The sequence below is a fragment of the Nonomuraea glycinis genome, assembly GCF_014646515.1.
GTDB classification, from domain to species: Bacteria; Actinomycetota; Actinomycetes; order Streptosporangiales; family Streptosporangiaceae; genus Nonomuraea; species Nonomuraea glycinis.
Window position 1 is genome coordinate 614,564 of sequence record NZ_BMNK01000001.1, and the last position, 17,177, is coordinate 631,740.

Annotated in this window: 19 protein-coding genes; 9 read left to right on the plus strand and 10 right to left on the minus strand. The window is 68.3% G+C overall.

Features of this window, described 5'->3' with window-relative positions:
* From IEY87_RS02890 to IEY87_RS02900, 3 genes are read left to right on the plus strand one after another with little or no spacing between them, the layout of a single operon-like run.
* Complete coding sequence (locus tag IEY87_RS02890) at positions 1–930, plus strand: carbohydrate ABC transporter permease (RefSeq protein ID WP_189136863.1); 930 nt, start codon at positions 1–3, stop codon at positions 928–930.
* Complete coding sequence (locus IEY87_RS02895) at positions 923–1,741, plus strand: carbohydrate ABC transporter permease (protein WP_189136864.1); 819 nt, start codon at positions 923–925, stop codon at positions 1,739–1,741. Before IEY87_RS02890 ends, IEY87_RS02895 begins: the two co-directional genes overlap by 8 nt.
* 3 nt (positions 1,742–1,744) lie before the next feature.
* On the plus strand, positions 1,745–3,478 hold the full coding sequence (locus IEY87_RS02900) for a spherulation-specific family 4 protein (RefSeq protein ID WP_189136865.1): 1,734 nt from the start codon (positions 1,745–1,747) through the stop codon (positions 3,476–3,478).
* Here IEY87_RS02900 and IEY87_RS02905 read toward each other — a convergent pair.
* The 5 genes from IEY87_RS02905 to IEY87_RS02925 all read right to left on the minus strand — a co-directional run bounded on the left by IEY87_RS02905 (position 3,465) and on the right by IEY87_RS02925 (position 7,477).
* Complete coding sequence (locus tag IEY87_RS02905) at positions 3,465–4,226, minus strand: SDR family oxidoreductase (protein WP_189136866.1); 762 nt, start codon at positions 4,224–4,226, stop codon at positions 3,465–3,467. The genes IEY87_RS02900 and IEY87_RS02905 overlap by 14 nt on opposite strands.
* A gap of 52 nt (positions 4,227–4,278) precedes the next feature.
* Entirely contained in the window at positions 4,279–5,226 is a 948-nt protein-coding gene (gene mltG, locus IEY87_RS02910) for an endolytic transglycosylase MltG (RefSeq protein WP_189136867.1), read from the minus strand.
* Positions 5,223–5,735: a SigE family RNA polymerase sigma factor gene (locus IEY87_RS02915; protein ID WP_189136868.1), complete on the minus strand. Its 513-nt coding sequence runs from the start codon at positions 5,733–5,735 to the stop codon at positions 5,223–5,225. The genes mltG and IEY87_RS02915 overlap by 4 nt, the downstream gene beginning before the upstream one ends.
* A gap of 126 nt (positions 5,736–5,861) precedes the next feature.
* A complete protein-coding gene (locus tag IEY87_RS02920; RefSeq protein WP_189136869.1) occupies positions 5,862–6,485 on the minus strand; it encodes a TetR/AcrR family transcriptional regulator in 624 nt (207 codons plus the stop codon).
* Entirely contained in the window at positions 6,485–7,477 is a 993-nt protein-coding gene (locus tag IEY87_RS02925) for an aldo/keto reductase (RefSeq protein WP_189136870.1), read from the minus strand. The genes IEY87_RS02920 and IEY87_RS02925 overlap by 1 nt, the downstream gene beginning before the upstream one ends.
* 194 nt (positions 7,478–7,671) lie before the next feature.
* On the opposite strand from IEY87_RS02925, the gene IEY87_RS45415 reads away from it, so the two are divergent.
* The 3 genes from IEY87_RS45415 (at position 7,672) to IEY87_RS02935 (ending at position 10,105) form a co-directional block, all read left to right on the plus strand.
* Positions 7,672–8,094, plus strand: a complete 423-nt coding sequence (locus IEY87_RS45415) for a hypothetical protein (RefSeq protein WP_225276800.1) — start codon at positions 7,672–7,674, stop codon at positions 8,092–8,094.
* An 80-nt stretch (positions 8,095–8,174) separates the two neighbouring features.
* Positions 8,175–8,669, plus strand: a complete 495-nt coding sequence (locus IEY87_RS45420; protein ID WP_225276799.1) for a hypothetical protein — start codon at positions 8,175–8,177, stop codon at positions 8,667–8,669.
* 1,220 nt (positions 8,670–9,889) lie between these two features.
* Positions 9,890–10,105, plus strand: coding sequence for a hypothetical protein (locus tag IEY87_RS02935; RefSeq protein WP_189136871.1), 216 nt, complete (start codon positions 9,890–9,892; stop codon positions 10,103–10,105).
* Between the two features lie 419 nt (positions 10,106–10,524).
* Here the strand turns inward: IEY87_RS02935 and IEY87_RS02940 are convergent, their stop codons facing one another.
* Both IEY87_RS02940 and IEY87_RS02945 read right to left on the minus strand, forming a co-directional pair.
* Positions 10,525–10,830 carry a hypothetical protein gene (locus IEY87_RS02940; protein ID WP_189136872.1) on the minus strand — a complete coding sequence of 102 codons (306 nt, stop codon included), beginning with the start codon at positions 10,828–10,830 and terminating at the stop codon, positions 10,525–10,527.
* The gene (locus IEY87_RS02945) at positions 10,803–11,354 is read right to left on the minus strand and encodes an ATP-binding protein (protein WP_189136873.1); all 552 of its coding nucleotides are present in this window, start codon (positions 11,352–11,354) and stop codon (positions 10,803–10,805) included. The genes IEY87_RS02940 and IEY87_RS02945 overlap by 28 nt, the downstream gene beginning before the upstream one ends.
* A 246-nt stretch (positions 11,355–11,600) precedes the next feature.
* Between IEY87_RS02945 and IEY87_RS02950 the strand changes: the two genes are divergently transcribed.
* The 3 genes from IEY87_RS02950 (at position 11,601) to IEY87_RS02960 (ending at position 13,733) form a co-directional block, all read left to right on the plus strand.
* On the plus strand, positions 11,601–12,431 hold the full coding sequence (locus tag IEY87_RS02950) for a helix-turn-helix domain-containing protein (RefSeq protein WP_189136874.1): 831 nt from the start codon (positions 11,601–11,603) through the stop codon (positions 12,429–12,431).
* Positions 12,419–12,634, plus strand: coding sequence for a DUF397 domain-containing protein (locus IEY87_RS02955; protein ID WP_189136875.1), 216 nt, complete (start codon positions 12,419–12,421; stop codon positions 12,632–12,634). Before IEY87_RS02950 ends, IEY87_RS02955 begins: the two co-directional genes overlap by 13 nt.
* A 244-nt stretch (positions 12,635–12,878) precedes the next feature.
* Complete coding sequence (locus IEY87_RS02960) at positions 12,879–13,733, plus strand: hypothetical protein (protein WP_225276798.1); 855 nt, start codon at positions 12,879–12,881, stop codon at positions 13,731–13,733.
* A gap of 40 nt (positions 13,734–13,773) precedes the next feature.
* Here IEY87_RS02960 and IEY87_RS02965 read toward each other — a convergent pair whose 3' ends face one another.
* Genes IEY87_RS02965 through IEY87_RS02975 form a run of 3 tightly spaced genes read right to left on the minus strand, consistent with a single transcriptional unit; the run spans position 13,774 to position 16,782 of the window.
* On the minus strand, positions 13,774–14,499 hold the full coding sequence (locus tag IEY87_RS02965; protein ID WP_189136876.1) for a sulfotransferase-like domain-containing protein: 726 nt from the start codon (positions 14,497–14,499) through the stop codon (positions 13,774–13,776).
* Positions 14,496–15,479 carry an aldo/keto reductase gene (locus IEY87_RS02970; RefSeq protein WP_189136877.1) on the minus strand — a complete coding sequence of 328 codons (984 nt, stop codon included), beginning with the start codon at positions 15,477–15,479 and terminating at the stop codon, positions 14,496–14,498. Before IEY87_RS02970 ends, IEY87_RS02965 begins: the two co-directional genes overlap by 4 nt.
* Entirely contained in the window at positions 15,472–16,782 is a 1,311-nt protein-coding gene (locus tag IEY87_RS02975; protein ID WP_308426443.1) for an argininosuccinate synthase domain-containing protein, read from the minus strand. The genes IEY87_RS02970 and IEY87_RS02975 overlap by 8 nt, the downstream gene beginning before the upstream one ends.
* Positions 16,783–17,177 lie beyond the last annotated feature (395 nt).

Consider the following 17,177-nt stretch of genomic DNA (forward strand, 5'->3'; position numbering starts at 1 on the left):
ATGACCACCGCCCGGGCGGCCCACGTGGCGAAGCGCCGCGGAAACCGCACCCAGGCCCTGTGGGGGTACGCGTTCATCGCCCCCACCGGGCTCGGTCTGGCGATCTTCAACCTGTGGCCCGTCGCGCAGACCGCCTACTTCTCCTTCACCGAGTGGGGCGCGTTCGGCGGGCACACCTGGACGGGGCTGGACAACTACACCCGGCTGTTCGCCGACCCCGAGGTGGGCCGCGCGATGCTCAACACCCTGACGTACACCGCGCTCGGCCTGATCGGCATCCCCCTGGCCATCGTGTTCGCCGCGCTGATCAACCGGCCGGGCCTGCGCGGGGTGAGCGTCTACCGGACGGCGTTCTTCCTGCCCGTGGTCACCATGCCGGTCGCGGTCGCGATGCTCTGGCGCTGGCTCTACAACGGCGACTACGGCCTGGTCAACCAGGCGCTCGCGGTCGTCGGGATCGACGGGCCCAACTGGATCGCCGACCCGGCCACCGCGATGTACGCCCTCGTCGTGGTCGGCATCTGGAGCAGCATCGGCTACAACCTGATCATCTTCCTGGCCGGGATGCAGGCCATCCCCAAGGAGCTGTACGAGGCCGCGGCCATGGACGGCGCCGGCCGCGTCCGGCAGTTCTTCGCCATCACGCTGCCGATGCTGTCGCCGACCGCGTTCTTCATCTCGATCATCTCGGTGATCGGCTCGCTGCAGCTGTTCGACCTGGTCTTCGTGATGACCGGGTCCGGGCAGGCGGCGCGGGCCAATCCGGCCTACGCGCGGCTGCAGACCGTCGTGCAGCTGTTCTACGAGCGCGCCTTCGTCACCAACGACCGCGGCTACGCCGCCGCCATCGTGATCGCGCTGCTCGTGCTCATCGCGGCGCTGACCGTCGTACAGTTCCGGCTCCAGCGGAGGTGGGTGCACTATGTCTGAGCGTCGCGGCGTGCTGGGCGTGCACGCGGTGCTCGTCGTCTCGTCGCTGGTGATGGTGGCGCCGTTCGCCTGGCAGCTGATCACCTCGCTCAAGACGCTGAGCAGCGCCACCGCGGTGCCGCCGACGATCCTGCCCGAGGGCCGCTGGGACAACTACGCGAAGGTGTTCGACCTGCTGCCGTTCGGCGAGCAGTTCCTCAACACCGTGCTGATGGCCGCCGGGCGGGTGAGCGGGCAGGTGCTGTTCTGCTCGATGGCCGCCTACGCCTTCGCCCGGCTGCGCTTCCCCGGCAGGAACCTGCTGTTCGGCGTCTTCCTGTCGGTGCTCATGGTGCCGCCGCAGCTGTTCGTCATCCCGCAGTACCAGATCATGTCGTCGCTCGGCTGGCTCAACAGCCTTCAGGCGATCATCGTGCCGGGGCTGTTCAGCGCCTTCGGGGTGTTCCTGCTGCGGCAGTTCTTCCTGGCGCTGCCCCGCGAGATCGAGGAGGCGGCCCGCCTCGACGGCGCCGGTCCGGTGCGGATCTACTGGTCGATCATGCTGCCGCTGGCCCGGCCCGGCCTGGTGGCGCTGGGCATCCTCACCCTGCTGTGGGCGTGGAACGACCTGTTCTGGCCGCTCGTGGTCAACACCGACCCGGGCAAGATGACGCTGTCGGCGGGGCTGGCGGCGCTGCAGGGCCAGTACCAGACCGACTACCCGGTCCTCATGGCCGGCTCGCTGCTCGCCTCGCTCCCCGTGATCGCCGTGTTCGTCTTCCTGCAACGCCAGTTCATCCAGGGCATCGCCCACACCGGCAGCAAAGGCTGACCCATGTTCTTACGCCGAGCCGCCGTGGTGGCGGTTCTCCTCCTGACCTCTGTATCCGGGTTATCCGGTACCGCTCATGCGGACAGCACCCCGGCGGGCGTCTCCCTGGCCGTGCCCGCGTACTTCGCCCCGGGCGAGCTGTGGGACCGGCTCGCCGACCCCGGGGTGGGGATCGTCGTGGCCAACCCGTTCTCGGGCCCCGGCAAGGACGCCGACCCCGCCTACGCCCAGGCCATCTCCGACGCCCGCGCCGCCGGGGTCACCGTGCTCGGCTACGTGGCCACCGGTTACCTCGGCAGCACCGGCCGCGCCACCAGGCTCGGCGAGACCACCCCGCTCGCCTGGCTCGCGCAGGCGCAGCAGGACGTGGCCCGCTGGTACGAGCTGTACGGCGCGCACGGTCTCGGCGGCGTCTTCCTGGACGAGGTGCAGAACGTCTGCGGCCCCGGCAACGCCTACTCCGACACCTACCGGGCCCTGGACGAGTCGATCAAAAGCCTGCACCGTGGCGCGTTCACCGTCATCAACCCCGGTATCGGCACCGAGCAGTGCTACGCCGACATCGCCGACGTGAGCCTGACGTTCGAGGGCACGTACGAGACCTACCGGAGCTGGCAGCCGCCCGCCTGGCAGCGCGGCCGGGACCCGCGCCGGTTCTGGCACCTCGTGCACGCCACCGCCACCCAGGAGCAGATGACCGAGGCGCTGCGCCTGGGCAAGGAGCGCGGCGCGGGCTACATGTACGTCACTCCCGACGTGCTGGCCAACCCGTGGGACACGCTGCCGGACTACTGGCAGGCCGAGCTGGACGCGGCCAGGTCGCCGGACACCACCGCGCCCGCGCGCCCCGGCCCGGCCGTCGCCGTCCAGCGCGGCCCCACGACGCTCACCCTCGGCTGGCCGCCCTCGCCCGGCGCCGTCGGCTATGACGTACACCTGAACGGACGGCGCGTCGCGGGCACAGCCGGCCGCGTCCCCGCCGTCACCCTGAAGAACCTGGACCCCGGCACCGGATACGCGGTCACGGTCAAGGCCCGCGACGCGGCCGGCAACGCCTCACCCGCGAGCATCCCCGTGCCCGCGCGGACCAGGAGGTCCGACTCCCGGCCGCCCGCCACCCCGAGCGGGCTGCGCGCCGACCAGATCAAGGTGGCCAGCGCCCGGCTGACCTGGGCACGCACGCAGGACACCGCCTGGTACGACGTCCTCATGGACGGCCGTCGTCTGCTGAGGCTGCCCGCCGCCCTGCTGCCCACAGGCGCCACCGTCCCGGTCACCGGCCTGACCCCGGCGACCTCGTACACCTTCACCGTGGTCGCCAGGGACGCGACCGGGAACGAGTCCGCGCCCGCCCGGCCACTGACCGTCACCACCACCGCGCCCAGCGGCGACCCCATCTCCGAGCAGACCGGCTCGGTCACCGCCACCGACGCCACCTACCAAGCGCGCTACAACCTGCCCTTCGACTTCCACCACGTGTACATCGACCAGGACAACGACGCCACCACCGGCTTCGCGGTGGCCGGTATCGGCGCCGACTACCTCATCGAGAACTCCTGGTTCTACCGGCACACCGGCACCGGCTGGAACTGGACGCCCGTGGACCTGAACCCGCTGGTGTCCTCCGCCGACGACCTGTTCGTCTGGCGGGTGCCGCTGACCGGCCCGCACCGGGTCGTCTTCCACGGCTCGGGCAGCTCACCCGAGACGTACGGCCCAGTGATCACCGTCTCCTGACCTGACGCCCGGCCGTCGAGGCGAGCCACTCCCGGTAGGTGGTCCTGGCGATGACGGCGCCGCCCCCGGCGAGCAGGGCGCGGCCCGGCGCGGCGGCGTACAGGCCCGCGCCGTCGTCGGTGACGACGGCGCGGTGGTCGCCGCGGGCGGCGAGGGTGATCCGGCCCAGCTCGTCGAGCGTGAAGACCTCGGGGCCGGCGATGTCCCGGGTGCCGCGCAGCGGGACGCCCACGCTGACGTCGGCCACGGCCTGGGCGACGTCGTCCGCCGCCACGGGCTGCATCAGGGTGGCGGGCAGCCGGACGGTGTGCTCGTCGGAGGTCCAGGACAGCACCGTGTCGATGAACTCGAAGAACTGCGTGGCACGCACGATCGAGTACGGCACGGGTCCGGCCTTCAGGAGGTCCTCCTGCAGCACCTTCGCGCGGTAGTGGGCCAGGCCGGGCACCAGGTCGGCGCCCACGATCGACAGGATGACCGCATGGCCGACGCCGGCCTCCTCGGCGGCGGTCAGCAGGTGGTCCATGGTCTGCTGGAAGAAGACGGGGGAGGCCTCGTCGAAGGTCGCCGGCTTGGTCAGGTTGACGACGACGTCGGCGCCCGTCAGCGCCTCCGGCAGGCCCTCACCGCTGCGCAGGTCCAAGCCGGTGGACGTCGCGTGCGGCACCGCCCGATGCCCGCCCGCGTTCAGGACGCCGACCACCCGCGACCCGATGAGGCCGGTCCCACCGATGACAGCGATCTTCATTTCCTGGCCTCCTGGGTCAAGCGTGGCTCGTCTCGCCCGGCGGCTGGCGACGTCACTCGGCGCCGGGCTTCTTGGTGCGCTCCATCAGTTCGGTGAATTCCGCTGCGGAGGAGGCGAACTTCGTGATTCCCCTTTTCGGGTCGGTGTGCACATAGAAGAGCCAGGAGCCGGGGGCCGGCTTCAGCGCGGCCCTGATGGCGTTTTCTCCCGGGTTGCCAATGGGGCCCGGCGGAAGGCCGAAACGCCTGTAGGTGTTGTATGGCGACGAGCTCTTGAGATCCTTGAGCGCTGCCCTGGCCTCGTACTTGTCCAGGCCGTACAAGACTGTGCTGTCCATCTGCAGCCGCATTTTCCGGTTCAGCCGGTTGTAGATGACCCGGGCGATCTTGGGCATGTCCTCGTGCCTGCCTGCCTCAGCCTGGACGATGCTGGCGATGGTCAGGATCTCCAGCGGCGTTCTGCCGGCGCGCCTGGCGCCGTCGACCAGGTCGGCGTCCTCGGCGGCGGGCCCGAACCGGGCCACCATCGCCTTGAGGATCTCGCCCGGGCTCACGGTGGGCGCGAACTCGTAGGTTCCGGGGAAGGCGAACCCTTCGAGCCTCCCCCGGGCATAGGACGGCAGGCCGAGCGCCATGCCGTCCTTGGCGGCCTTCTCGAACTCCGCCACCGGCCTGCCGGTGAGCGACGACAGAGCCTTCAAGAGCTGCGAGAGCCGCATCCCTTCAGCCACGGTCACGGTGATGGCCGGTCGGCGCTCGGGGGCCAGGCGCGGGACGGCGTTCTGATGCCCGGCGACATCGCTGGGAGCCCGCGACGACATCCCCTGCACCACGACTGTGGATACGACCACCATCGCGGCGACGGCCGACGCCGCCACCAGGGCGAGGCCGCGGCGATGGGGTCGGCGCTCACGGACCTGGAGGAACCGGCCCGGCGCGGGTGGCCGCTCTTCGTCGGCCATGTCGGAGAGAGTCTCACGCAGCAGGTTCTCGATGTTCATCCGAACTCCTTCACGGTGGTCAGTTCAGGTGCCGTCTCCTTCAGGCGCGCCAGCGAGCGGTAGATCTGGCTGCGTACCGACCCCACCCTGACGCCGAGCAGGCGCGCGATCTCAGTCTCGGACAGGTCCTCGAAGTAGCGCAGCACGAGCATGGTCCGTTGCCGGGGGGTGAGCCGGGAGAGGGCCGCGCGCATCACCATGCGAAGCTCCACGACGTCGGCGTGCCCGTCGCCGGTCTGGTCGGGCAGCCGGCCGGAGGACACCTCTGCGACGCGTGAGCGCCGTCGCCACCAGCTCACCTGCTCGTGGTACATGACCCGGCGGACGTATCCCTCGATGGCGGCCGGATCGCGCAGACCGCGCCACTTCGCGGCTGTCTTGACCAGAGCCGACTGCACCAGGTCCTCTGCGGCGTGCCGGTCACCGGTCAGCAGGTACGCGGTACGGAACAACGCCCCTGATCGGTCCACGACGAACTGCCGGAAGTCCGCCTCGAATCCTGGATCCACCCATCCTCCTCGCGATGTCTACAGGCAAGGACGCGGGCAGCACCTCGATCTATGCCGGCACAGCCGAGGATTTTCGCCAGAACGCTCGACTCTCCACCTGGAGCCTTCACGGACTTGATCGAACGGTTACGGGTGGTCGTGTCTGAGGTCCGGTGTGGTCGGGCGTGTCTGCAGGCCGTGGAGGAGCAGGGTGCACACGGCGTCGAGTTCGGCCTCGATGCCGGGTGCCTGCCATTCGGCGGCGTGCGCGGGATGGTGGAAGCGGAAGGTGGCGTCGAAGACGGCGCGTGCGGCCTCGGCCGGGTCACCGGCCTGGAAGGCGCCGCCGGCGATGCCGTCGGCGAGGATGCCCCGCAACTGGTCGAGGAGGTCCGCCACGTGGTCGGCGGCCACGCTGCTGTGCTCGGCGGCCAGCATCCCGTAGGCCGCGTACAGCTCCGGGTCGTCGCGGACCTTCGCCTTCTTGGCGGCGAGCACCGCGGTGAGCCAGGCGCGTAGCCGCCGCGGCGGGGAGAGCTCCGTGTCGCCGGCGATCGCGGCCAGGGTGTCGCGGCCGCGGCTCAGCCAGCGCCGGGTGACGGCCTCGCGGAGGGCCGTCTTGGAGGGGAAGTGCTTGTAGACGGCGGTGTGGCTGACGCCGAGTGCCCGTGCCACGTCCACGACCGTCGCCTTGGCGGGCCCATGGCGGCGCAGCGTGTCCTCGGTGGCGGCCAGGATCGTGTCCGCGTCCAGCGGCGCCTTCGCCGCCATCAGCGTTCGCTGTCCAGCAGGGCGAGCAGCGCGGGGGCGTACCGTTCGCCGGCCGCGGCCGCCCTCGGCACCGCCTGCTCGATCGCGGCCAGGTCCGCGTCGGTGAGCTCCAGGCCGGCCGCGGGCAGGGCCTGGGTGATCCGCTCCGGCCGCTTCGCCCCGACCAGGGCCACGATGTCGTTATATTTCCTGCCCTGCGCGAGCACCCAGGCGATCGCCAGCTGCGCCACCGTGACCCCGAGCGCGTCGGAGATCGTCCGAAGCTCCTCGACCAGCGCGAGGTTGTTCTCGACGTTGCCGTCGGCGAAGCGCGGCAGGTGCGCGCGGGTGCCCGCGCGCGCGGCCGGCCGCCAGGTGCCCGACAGCAGGCCCTGGGCGAGCACCCCGTAGGCGGTGATGCCGATGCCCAGCTCGCGGCAGGTGGCCAGGATGCCGTCCTCGATGCCCCGGCTGAACAGGGAGTACTCGATCTGCAGGTCGGTGATGGGATGTACGGCGTGCGCCCGGCGGATCGTCTCCGGCCCCACCTCCGACAGCCCGATCCCGCGTACGTACCCCGCCTTGACCAGCTCGGCGATGGCGCCGATCGTGTCCTCGATCGGCACGGCCGGGTCCAGCCGGGCCGGGCGGTAGATGTCCACGTGGTCGGTGCCCAGCCGCCGCAGTGAGTAGGCGAGGTAGGTCGCCACCCCGGCGGGGCGTGTGTCGATGCCCCGCCAGCTCCCGTCGGGGCCGCGCAGTGCCCCGAACTTGACGCTCAGCATCGCCTTGTCCCTGTCGCCCGCGCGCAGGGCACGGCCGATCAGCATCTCGTTGTGGCCCATGCCGTAGAAGTCGCCCGTGTCCAGCAGCGTGATGCCCGCGTCGAGCGCCGCGTGGATCGTCGCGACGCTCTCCGCCTCGTCCGCCGGACCGTAGGAGCCCGACATCGCATCGCATCCCAGGCCGATCGCCGGAATCCGCAGCCCTGTCCCCAGCTGTCGCATCTTCATGACGCCGACTCTATAGGTGCTAGGTGACAGATTTCAAGTTCTGAAACCTGCAACCGAAACGGCTGCGTCGTACCCGACGTCGGCTGGAGTCCCAGCGCTCACGCCTTGCGTCCTGTCGTTTGCGGCAGCATGATCGACTGGTTGCGGCCGGGGAGGGACGCTTGGTCGTTTTCACATGTGCGGGGTGCGGTGCCGTGCTGACCGCGAGACTGTCGCGGGTCGCGCTTCCCGACCACGCCGACCAGAAGTACGGCCATGACCTGCTCCCCGCACTTCTGGAGCCGGGAACGTACTCGGTGCGGTCCGAACACTCCGAACCGCCATGGGAGGTGGACGCGGAGGCCCGTGGCGTGCACCTGCAGGTGTATTCCCTGTCGTACGGACCTCCGGGACTGGTCGGGGTCGCGCCGGGCGATGTTCGCGGAACCGCCCTCATCCGGGAGCGGTGTGACGGCTGCTGCTGTGGTCTGGACGGCCGGAGCGGTTCCAATCTGGCGTGCGTGGAATCGGGCTGGCCGTGGCGACCCGCGTTGACGACTGCGGGTTCTGGCAGGTGGTGTGGCTGGATCCACGAGCCGTGCGCCCGGTCGGCGTCGATGGTCCGGCTCACCCCGTAGTCGGCTGGGGGGCACTGCGGGAGGTGTATCCGGGCACGCCCCCCGTTGAGCAGCCCGGGTGGTGGAGCCCACGGTGGGAGGTGGCGATCGCGGCGGCGTTGGCATACCTGTTGGCGTTGTCGGGCGGCAAGCAGGTTGTCGTCCCTGACGGACCGGTCGCCGAGGCGTTCCGCAAGGCGCTCGACACGCTGCTCCCAACAGGCCCGTCGGCACGGGAACTCGTCTTGGCCGGGCCTGGCCTGTCCGCCGTGGTCCCGGACATCGCCCTGGTGCCGCGGCATCCGCAGACCGGCGAGGTATGGCAGTGCGGCGCGGGAGCGGTGGTGCCGCTGGCCACTGACGTGTGGATGTACCTGGCCTTCAATGACGATCGGCGTCTTGCCCCAGCGACGGCAGGGATGCCCGACATCGTCCGCCGCGACGATCCGCCCCCGCTGCTGCCGTGGAAGCCCTTCCGACCTGATCCAGACGTGTTCCTCCGCACGCTGGCACGGCTACCGGCTGCTCAGGAGCCGTGGTTGCGTGCGATCTACGACCATGTGAAGGATCACCGGTACAGCTTGCCGTGCTTCTAGGACAGAGCCTCTGACCGGCCAGGACCGCATATTCGAAGGGCGCACGGAAACCTCGGTCAGTTCAGGTTCAGAGCGACCCCCAGGCGCAGGTAGCGTCGCTCCAGGCATGCTCGACCAGCATCGCCACGCGCAGGTCCGGCAGGCGGGAGAGCAGTTGGCCCATCCCTATCCGTATCTCGATCCGGACCAGTGTCGGAAATCCCGGTTGACCTCGGGCGTGGCGACCACGACGGTTGCGCTGGCCGGGATGCTTCCAACAGCGCGAACGCCTGCATGTTCGCCGTGCTCTCATGGCCCACGTTGAGCATGATGAGTGCGACATCGACCAACTGCGAGTCGGTCAGGGGCGGGTCGGCGTCGTGGGTGAGCCCGGACGGCAGGTCATCGGCGGGGTTCGAGCGCTTGTCGGCGCTGAACGCGCGTCCGACAGCACCGTACGGGCCTCCTTGAACCCCGTCACCAGCTACGCCCGCGCACCATTCAGCAGGTCAAACGGTCGGACCGCGCCCCCCGCAGAGCAATCGGCGCATCGAACGGGCGCTGTCCCCCGCTTCACCACCTCCTGTCTCGTGGCTCGGAAGGGCCACCCTGCAAAGATCTACGGCGCATTAAGAAAGATCGACTGACGCTACCCACGCGGCGTGAGAGGCGCTAGAACAGCTCTCAACTCGATCCGCTCGCTTGCACGTGCAGTCGCTCTCAGTAGTTATACATTACCGATGATGCCATCAAATGGGAGTAAGAGCTTCAAATCGGACAGTACGACGCGTCCATATGTGGCATAGCGGAAGAAAATCCTTATCCGCAGGAGGAAATATCCACCTGCACATGCATTTGCACATGCGTCGGGACCTCTGAACCGTAATAATCTGGGGCGACGATGGATGTGAGACGCGGCAATGGCAACATCGCCGCATCGCTGCACTAAGCATGCCATTCGGCGCACCAGTGGAAGAAAGGAGCGGTCTGCGATCCCCGCCCATAGCGAGGATCTTCATCGCGCTTCGATCCCCCTTCGGCCCCTGACGTTGTGAGAAGCCCTAGCAGCTCGTCAGGTCCGGACCCTGATCTTGTCGATCTCCATGCCCGCCTTGCGCCTCCAGTCGAACCCCCGTTGCGGCTCTCAGTTGCTACGAACTTGAGCATCTCGGGAGGTCGAGGCCAGTGGACTTTGCACCAGTTTCTCCGATTTTCGATACATTTGACCGAAATGAGAAGTAATGGGCGTCACCATGCGCATCGCGCTCTGCTTAGTCATCGACATACTGCTCTCGCTGGTGATCGCACTCATCGCACTCATCGTTGCGCGGGAAAACGGGGTACTGATGGTCGGAGCTCTTGTATGGAGCGGAGGAACGTTCATCGCGACGGCGACCCTCGTCACATCAATCATGAACAACACAGGAGCCTTCGACCGGGGCCAGAAAAATCCGTAGCTGGAAGTCGGAGGAACGTTACCGGCCCACCCTCGGCGGCAACGCAGGACGAGGACCTGCAAGGTGCGTCCCAGACCACCCTCGGCACCGCAGGACTCAGCAACTCCCTCCTTCCTTCTCCCGGCGAAGGAGGAACGGCCCTGCGCGTCGGTAGGGGGCATCGATCGGCAGGGCCTGGATCCGGCGGCAGCTCTTGGAAGGGAAGGACTGCTGCCGGACGTGTGATGGGTGGGTGGCATGCTCCAGGTCGCGTCGGAAGCCGCGATCTGACGGAGTCCGCCCTTGATGGCCCTGAGTGGGGCGCTGGATCTCAGGAGAGGATCCGCCTGCCGGCGTCAGGACGTGCCGGATGCGGTGAGTCCGTCGACGGGGGTGATCCGTTCGGCCCAAGACCCAGAACCACCGATCGCTGATCGGGGTTACGCGGCGCTCGGGCGGGCTGCGGCCAATACGTGGCGGATACGAGCGGCTGCCGTGGCGGGCTGGGAGACCTCGACGATCGGTTCGGCCCATGACCACCAAAACAGCCATTGGTCGTCCTTCGGCGCTGCGGCGATGACCTCGGACAGGGTGGCGGCTTCAGGGTTGATCACGCGAAGGCGCGGTAGCCGTTCGTCCTGGGTGAGCAGGCGTGCGTGCAGGCCGAGGTTTTGCAGCAGTTCCTGCAGGTTGGTGAGGTGGGTGGCGGCTTGGGCCGCTACAGCGGGGGTGATGGGGTCGGGCATGGCTGACTCCGGGAGTGGATGGGATAGGTGGCGGGGAGGGGGGTCGGCCCGTGGAAGAGCTCTTCGAGTTGCGCCGGGGTAGGGCTGAGGTCGAGGTGGCACCAGACGACACGGTGCCCACTCGCGGGTAGCCGGTAGCTTCCCCACCGCCCGCGCGACAGGTTGTCCACGATCGCCAACCCCCGGCCCTGCTCCGCGTACAGGTTCGACGCCTGCATTGGGATGTATGAGGGCGTCGAGCGGGTCGATCCTGGATCGGTCACCACCAGCCGGAGGAAGTCCGGTCCCTGGGACAACGTGAGCTCGATCCAGTCGAGATCGCCGCTCGGGCCGAGGCTGGCGGCATGTTTGACGGAGTTGGTGACCAGCTCGGATGCCACCAAGGTCAAGGTCTCTCGGGCGGGGTGCGTAATTTCCGTCCAGGCGGTGACCGCCTCCCGTGCCCGATACGGTGCCCGATCATCGCGCGCTAGTTGGATAACACCGAGTTCCTGATGTTCGGTCGGTACAGGGATTTGGATCACCGTATTCGCCTCGCTGCTTCTCGATCGCTGGCCACGTCCTTTATGTGAATGATGCGAGCACCGTTGCGCACGCCCGTCTGTCTTTTCGTGCGGACCGATGCTTCATCGAGCGGGCCTGAAGTGACCATCCCAGAAATCCCCTGCCCATAGGGGGTAAGGCAAAGCACTTCCCACGCACGAACCAGGTGTGCTACTACACATGGCGCGTGCATTTGTTGTGCGCCATCGAGAAGGAGGCGCTCCGCTTTGAAAGACGCCGAACTGGAACCCGCTCTGAAAACGCCGAGAGCAGAATTCGGCATTTATCTCCGCGAATACCGCATGACGGCAGGGAGGCGACAGAAAGAACTCGCCGCGATGCTCGGCTGGTCGGTATCGAAGATCAGTATGGTCGAACGGGGACAACGGACGGCCGATGAAGCTTTCGCCCGCGCCGCCGATACCGCGCTGGGGGCGGAGGGGGGTCTGCTGGCGCGCTGGCGCGAGACGGTCGAACACTCCTCGCGCTGGCCGGTCTGGCTGGCTCGGCTGGCGGAGATCGAGCAGGAGGCGGCCACGCTCCGCCTGTGGCAGCCGCTGATCGTGCCTGGCATGCTGCAAACCCCGGAGTACGCGCGAGCCATCTTTCGCGGCAAGCCCGCCACCACCTCGGAAGAGGTCGAACAGAATGTCGCTGCGCGCATGGAGCGCCAGCGTGTTCTTCAGCGCGACAACGGGCCTACGGCATGGGTAATACTGGACGAAGTGGTTCTGAATCGGCCCATCGGTAGCGAGGCGGTGATGGCTGAACAAATGGCGCACCTGGTCGCGCTGGACGAGCATCCTCGCATCAACGTTCGCGTACTCCCACGCGACTCCTGGCTGACCACCGGCCTGCAAGGAGCTTTCGTTCTCGCCGATGGGCCAGGGATGCCGGACATGGCTTACCTTGAGTCGATCACACTCAGCCAGATCACCGCCGACAGCGGGCGAGTCCGCGAGATCAAGTCAAGGTACGAGATGTTGCACAACGAGGCCCTGCCCCGACGGGCTTCACTCCAATTGATGGGGAAGATGGCAGAGCAATGGACGACGTGACCGAAGAACTGCTGCAGAGCGCCGCATGGCGTAAGGCGACTCGCTCCGGCGAGGCCGGCGACTGCATCGAAGTGGCTCCCCTGGGCGATGGACAAGTGGGCCTGCGCGACTCCGACCATCCCGAGAAAGCACCCTACGTCTTCTCGCCGTCAGTCTGGGCGGCGTTCATCGATGGCGCCAAGAAGGGTGAATTCGACTTCTGAACGCCCTGTCGCTACCGAACCTGGCCGCGTTGCCGCGCGGCCAATAGGGTCCGCTCATGTACCCAGTATCGATCATTTCCCCGCGGCTCGGTCTGCGGGAGTTCGACAACAGCGACGTGGACACGGTGCTGGCCATTTACGGCGATCAGGCCCTGGCCGAGCACATGAGCTTCGAGCCCCCGCACTCGCGATCAGGTGGTGGTCGCCATCGACCAATGGGGGGAGATCGTGGGAGTCTTCGCGGGTGGCGATCGAGTGGTCCCGGCAGGAGATCTTCGGAGCGGTCAGGGCCTGTGTACTGCGTACTGGCGCTGTGACAGACGGGTACTCCGCCGTCGATGTCAAGGCGGAGCCCGACGGTATGTTAGTGATCTTTCGCTGGCGGCGAGATCCGAACGTGTACGCCATCGAGGTCGCGTTTCCGACGGTGCCGGAGAGTCCGTGGACCGGCCTGGCGGTGGCTTCGGCGGATGAATGGGCCGCGGACGTCGCGGCTCGACTGACGGAGGAATTCGCGACCGGGCTGGTCAGTCGAAGCCGGCGGGTGATCCGGAACGGGTACGTCGTGTTGGACACTTACGATGCGCCGGATCTCTGCCCGGCCGGGTTCTTCGTCAGTTCGGTTCACCTCGACGACGAGATCGTGCAATCCTTCTCCCCGCTGCGGAGGCATGACCGGGAGGCGGTATCCCCGCTCGCGTCCAAGGCCGGCTCCTGGTTGGCCAAGGCGGGGATGGATGTCGTCATTCCCAGACGGCTGATCGCCGAGGGGACGCTTGCCTGCTGGCTTCAGGCCTACGTCGACAACGCTCGCGGACGACCCTTCGTCGGTCATGTGGCCGCGTCCTGGGAGGACGAGCAGCGCACCACCGTCCGTCTCGATCTCGTGCACATCCGGCCCGGCGTCCCCTCGGAGGTACGCGCCGCGCTGGTGCGTCTCGTGGTCCGCGAGGCGGCCGAGAGCGGTGCCCTGCGCGTGGTCACCGCTCTCGAGACTCCCGAACTCCACGCACTGGGGTTCCGGCCCGCGAACGGTGGCGGCCTGACTCTTCACACCGGCGGCGCCGCCCCGCCATCGGACCTTACGGGGGAGGGCTGACCTGCTCCCGCGGCATTGAGGACGCGGTGCCGAATATGGCCTAGCCGGTGAGGCGGTGGTGGGCGAGTGCGTCGTAGAAGGGCTGGTGGTGGTCGGCTATGCGGCGCAGGTGTTCGTTGGTTTCGGGGGTCTCGCGCCGGCCGGGCGGCTTGGCCACCAGGCCGCTGCTCTCGGCGACCTCCGCGTGCCAGCGGTCGGTGCGCTGCCAGTTCGACTGCCGGCCGGGATCCCAGCGCATCGCCTCGGGCTTGAACGCGAGCCCGACCCGCTCGCAGTACGCCCGGACCATCGTCTCCGGATCGGCCACGAGATCGTCGCCGTCGATCACCAGCGGGACCTCACCGGTGGCCGAGCGCACGGCGTCGAAGATGGCGTGCAGGTATTCGAATCCGTATTCGTCCAGGGTGGCCCCCGGATTCATGGCGTAGTGCGAGGAGATCGCGCCCCGCGGCTCCCTGATCATGAACGTGTTGATCACGTCGTTGAACAGGCGCTCGTCCTTGAGCAGCGGCGGGTAGGTGTAGTCGGTGGTGTCCTTGGCGAACACCCGGCGCTCGGTGGCGTTGACCTCGAGCATCACGTCGAGCAGACCGACCGTCGACGTGACGCGCCGGCCCGCGAGCTCGTAGTGGCCGTCCACCTGGAGGTAGGAGAACGGCTCGTGGGCCACCTCCAGGTCGCCGCGCTCCAGCATGATGCGCAGGAACGCGGTGGAGCGCGATCGGGGCACGGCCCACAGCACGATGGGCTTCGGCGCGGCGCTCATTGCGACCACGCGGTGGGCCGGCGGTCCCAGCGGTGCTCGCGCAACCGGGCCATCAGCTCCTCGCTCAGCGGCTCCGCGTCGCTGGTGGCGAGGTTGGCGCGGACGTGGGTGAGGGTGCGCATGCCGGGGATGACGGTGGCGACGTCGGGGTTCTGGAGGATGAAGCGCAGCGCGAGTTCGGGCATGGTCATGCCCTCGGGCACGATCCGCGCCAGCCGTTCGGCGCGCTCCACGCTCGGGACGAGGTTCTCGGGGACGAAGTACGTGTTGCGCCAGTCGCCTTCGGGCCAGCGGGTGTCGCGGGTGAGGGTCCCGGTGAGCGTGCCCTCGTCGAAGGGCACCCGGGCGATCACCGCGACGTCCAGCTCACGGCAGGCGGGGAGCAGCTCGTCCTCGGGGGCCTGGTCGAAGATGTTGTAGATGACCTGCACCGCGTCGATCAGCCCGGTGTTCAGGGTGCGCAGGACGTTCCAGGGCTCCCATCGGTTGACGCTGATGCCGACGCCCTTGATCAGCCCGCGTTCCTTCATCTCGGTGACGGTGTCCTGCCAGGCGGTGTCGTGCGCCCAGGCGTCCTCCCAGACATGGAACTGGAACAGGTCGACGGACGGCAGGTCGAGCGCTTCGAGGCTGCGGTGCAGGCATTCCCAGAGATGATCCGGTGGGTAGACCTCGGACAGTTTGGAGTCGCGGGTGGACGGCCAGGCGCGGTCCTTGGGCGGGGGCTTGGTCGCGAGGTGCAGCCGGCGGTCCGGGTGCCGCTTGACCAGCTTCCCGAGCATCCCTTCGCTGCGGCCGCGGCCGTAGATCCAGGCGGTGTCGAAGAAGTTGCACCCGAGCCGCACGGCCTCGTCCAACGCGGTGTCACCGGTCTCGTCGTCGGCCCCGGTCCATCCGCCTTCGCCGCCGGCTATGCCCCACATGCCATAGCCGACGTCGCTGATCATCCAGCCGAGCCGGCCGAATCGACGCTCACGCATCGCTCTCTCCTTCCAGGCCCGAACTCCAGCGGTTGCCGCCCGAGCCGAACCGGGTCTGCTGCACCACGCGGCTGTCGACCGTCATCCCCTCGACCCGGGCGATGCCCCGGTGGACGGACAGGGTCACGCTGCCGCTGATCTCGCCGACGAGGCGGTCGATCGCGTCTCGCGCCGCCCGCGCGGCGGGTTCGAGCCACCGGGCCTCGTACATCGCGGCGCCCAGCCCGGCGGCCAGCCGGTCGTAGAGTTCGCGGCTCGCCGCGTCGAGGCTCGCCTGCAGGATGCGGGTCCACGCGCGTTCGAGCAGCTCCAGGCCGGGCGCCTCGTAGATGCCCCGGCAGACCGTGCCGATGATGCGCCGCTCGACCACGTCGCGCAGCCAGACGCCGTGCCGTGCGCCGATGTCGTTGGCCCGCGTCATCCACGCGACCGGGTTGGGCCCGCTGCCGTTGACATCGGCGACCCGTCCGTCGCGGAAGGTGACCGTGACGGTCTGAGGCTCGGCCGGGGCCTGCTCAGGCCACCTGCTCCATCTCGGCTGGAGCCTGGTGACCGGCGTCGCGAGGTCTTCCAGCTCGGCCGACTCGTGCGAGATGCCGGCGAGGTTGGCGTCGGTGGACCGCTCGGCGCCGCTGCCCGGGTCGAGCGGCAGCCCGTGCTCGGCGACGGCCTTGAGCATGGTCTCGCGATCGGGGAATCGCTCGAGCGCCTGCGGATCCGTCCACGGCTCGATGACCGGCAGCTCCGGTGCGATCCGGGGGCCGTAGCGGGCGAAGCGGCGCTGGTCGTTGCCCCCGCCGACGCAGCCGTGCGTGAGCATCCGGCAGCCGTCCGCCCGCATCAGCGGTGCGACCTCGCTGACGAGCACGAGGCGCGCGGCGCCGGTCGTGTTCCAGTAGCCGCCGTCGTGGCGGGCACGATATTTCAGCAGATCCGACGCCACGGCGGCCATCGATGATCGCAGATCCAGCAGGACGACTTCATCGCCGAATCCGCGCAGCGCAGATACAAGTGCGTCCATATTCGTACGATCCGACTGACCGATATCGGCAATATAGTGCCTCGTCTCGGTGTGCAGTTCACGGAGCCAGACGCCGACGGCCAGGGAGGAAAGTCCTCCCGACTGCAATAATCCGGCCCGTACGTTGTCATTGACTTGGCCCACGGCCTCCTCCTTCGTTGGTGGGCGGGGCGCGATATCGACCTCGGTGACAAGCGTGAACGCCCTTCTGCCCCGGGTGCTGCTGGTGCGGCCGATTCGGTGATTGGCAGGCGTCGGCTTGGGTAGAGGGCCTGCCCCCACTCGTCATTGCCTAACTCGCCATTCGAAAAACCTGCGCCGAACTTTCTTCGGTCGGCACGGGCGGAGGCCATTCGAGTGGTCGGCCCGGAGATTCGGGCTCGACCTCGGACCGATATCGGTGACGGGCCGCGCGGGCGGCGGCGACAGCCGGGGTTGCACATCCCAGCCACCTGTGCTCAGTATGGTAGTAACCCGTATCCAACTTGTTATCGGTTACTCAAGCTGTGCTCAGGTCATTAGGTCCAGGGAGAAAACACATGGTCACCGCAGTTCCCAGGCTCATCGCACGCCTTGCGCAGTCGCCTGCCCACAGCCGCAGGACACGGTGAACGCCTCCTCGTCACGCTCGCCGAGGGCCGCCCTGGCCGCCTGAGACGCACCGGCATGACCGGTGA

Excerpts from the sequence above, each read along its gene's own strand:
- IEY87_RS02890 (WP_189136863.1), top strand. The coding sequence starts at position 1 with ATGACCACCGCCCGGGCGGCCCACGTGGCGAAGCGCCGCGGAAACCGC.
- IEY87_RS02895 (WP_189136864.1), top strand. The coding sequence starts at position 923 with ATGTCTGAGCGTCGCGGCGTGCTGGGCGTGCACGCGGTGCTCGTCGTC.
- IEY87_RS02900 (WP_189136865.1), top strand. The coding sequence starts at position 1,745 with ATGTTCTTACGCCGAGCCGCCGTGGTGGCGGTTCTCCTCCTGACCTCT.
- IEY87_RS02905 (WP_189136866.1), bottom strand. The coding sequence starts at position 4,226 with ATGAAGATCGCTGTCATCGGTGGGACCGGCCTCATCGGGTCGCGGGTG.
- mltG (WP_189136867.1), bottom strand. The coding sequence starts at position 5,226 with ATGAACATCGAGAACCTGCTGCGTGAGACTCTCTCCGACATGGCCGAC.
- IEY87_RS02920 (WP_189136869.1), bottom strand. The coding sequence starts at position 6,485 with ATGGCGGCGAAGGCGCCGCTGGACGCGGACACGATCCTGGCCGCCACC.
- IEY87_RS02925 (WP_189136870.1), bottom strand. The coding sequence starts at position 7,477 with ATGAAGATGCGACAGCTGGGGACAGGGCTGCGGATTCCGGCGATCGGC.
- IEY87_RS02935 (WP_189136871.1), top strand. The coding sequence starts at position 9,890 with ATGGGCGTCACCATGCGCATCGCGCTCTGCTTAGTCATCGACATACTG.
- IEY87_RS02940 (WP_189136872.1), bottom strand. The coding sequence starts at position 10,830 with ATGCCCGACCCCATCACCCCCGCTGTAGCGGCCCAAGCCGCCACCCAC.
- IEY87_RS02955 (WP_189136875.1), top strand. The coding sequence starts at position 12,419 with ATGGACGACGTGACCGAAGAACTGCTGCAGAGCGCCGCATGGCGTAAG.
- IEY87_RS02965 (WP_189136876.1), bottom strand. The coding sequence starts at position 14,499 with ATGAGCGCCGCGCCGAAGCCCATCGTGCTGTGGGCCGTGCCCCGATCG.
- IEY87_RS02970 (WP_189136877.1), bottom strand. The coding sequence starts at position 15,479 with ATGCGTGAGCGTCGATTCGGCCGGCTCGGCTGGATGATCAGCGACGTC.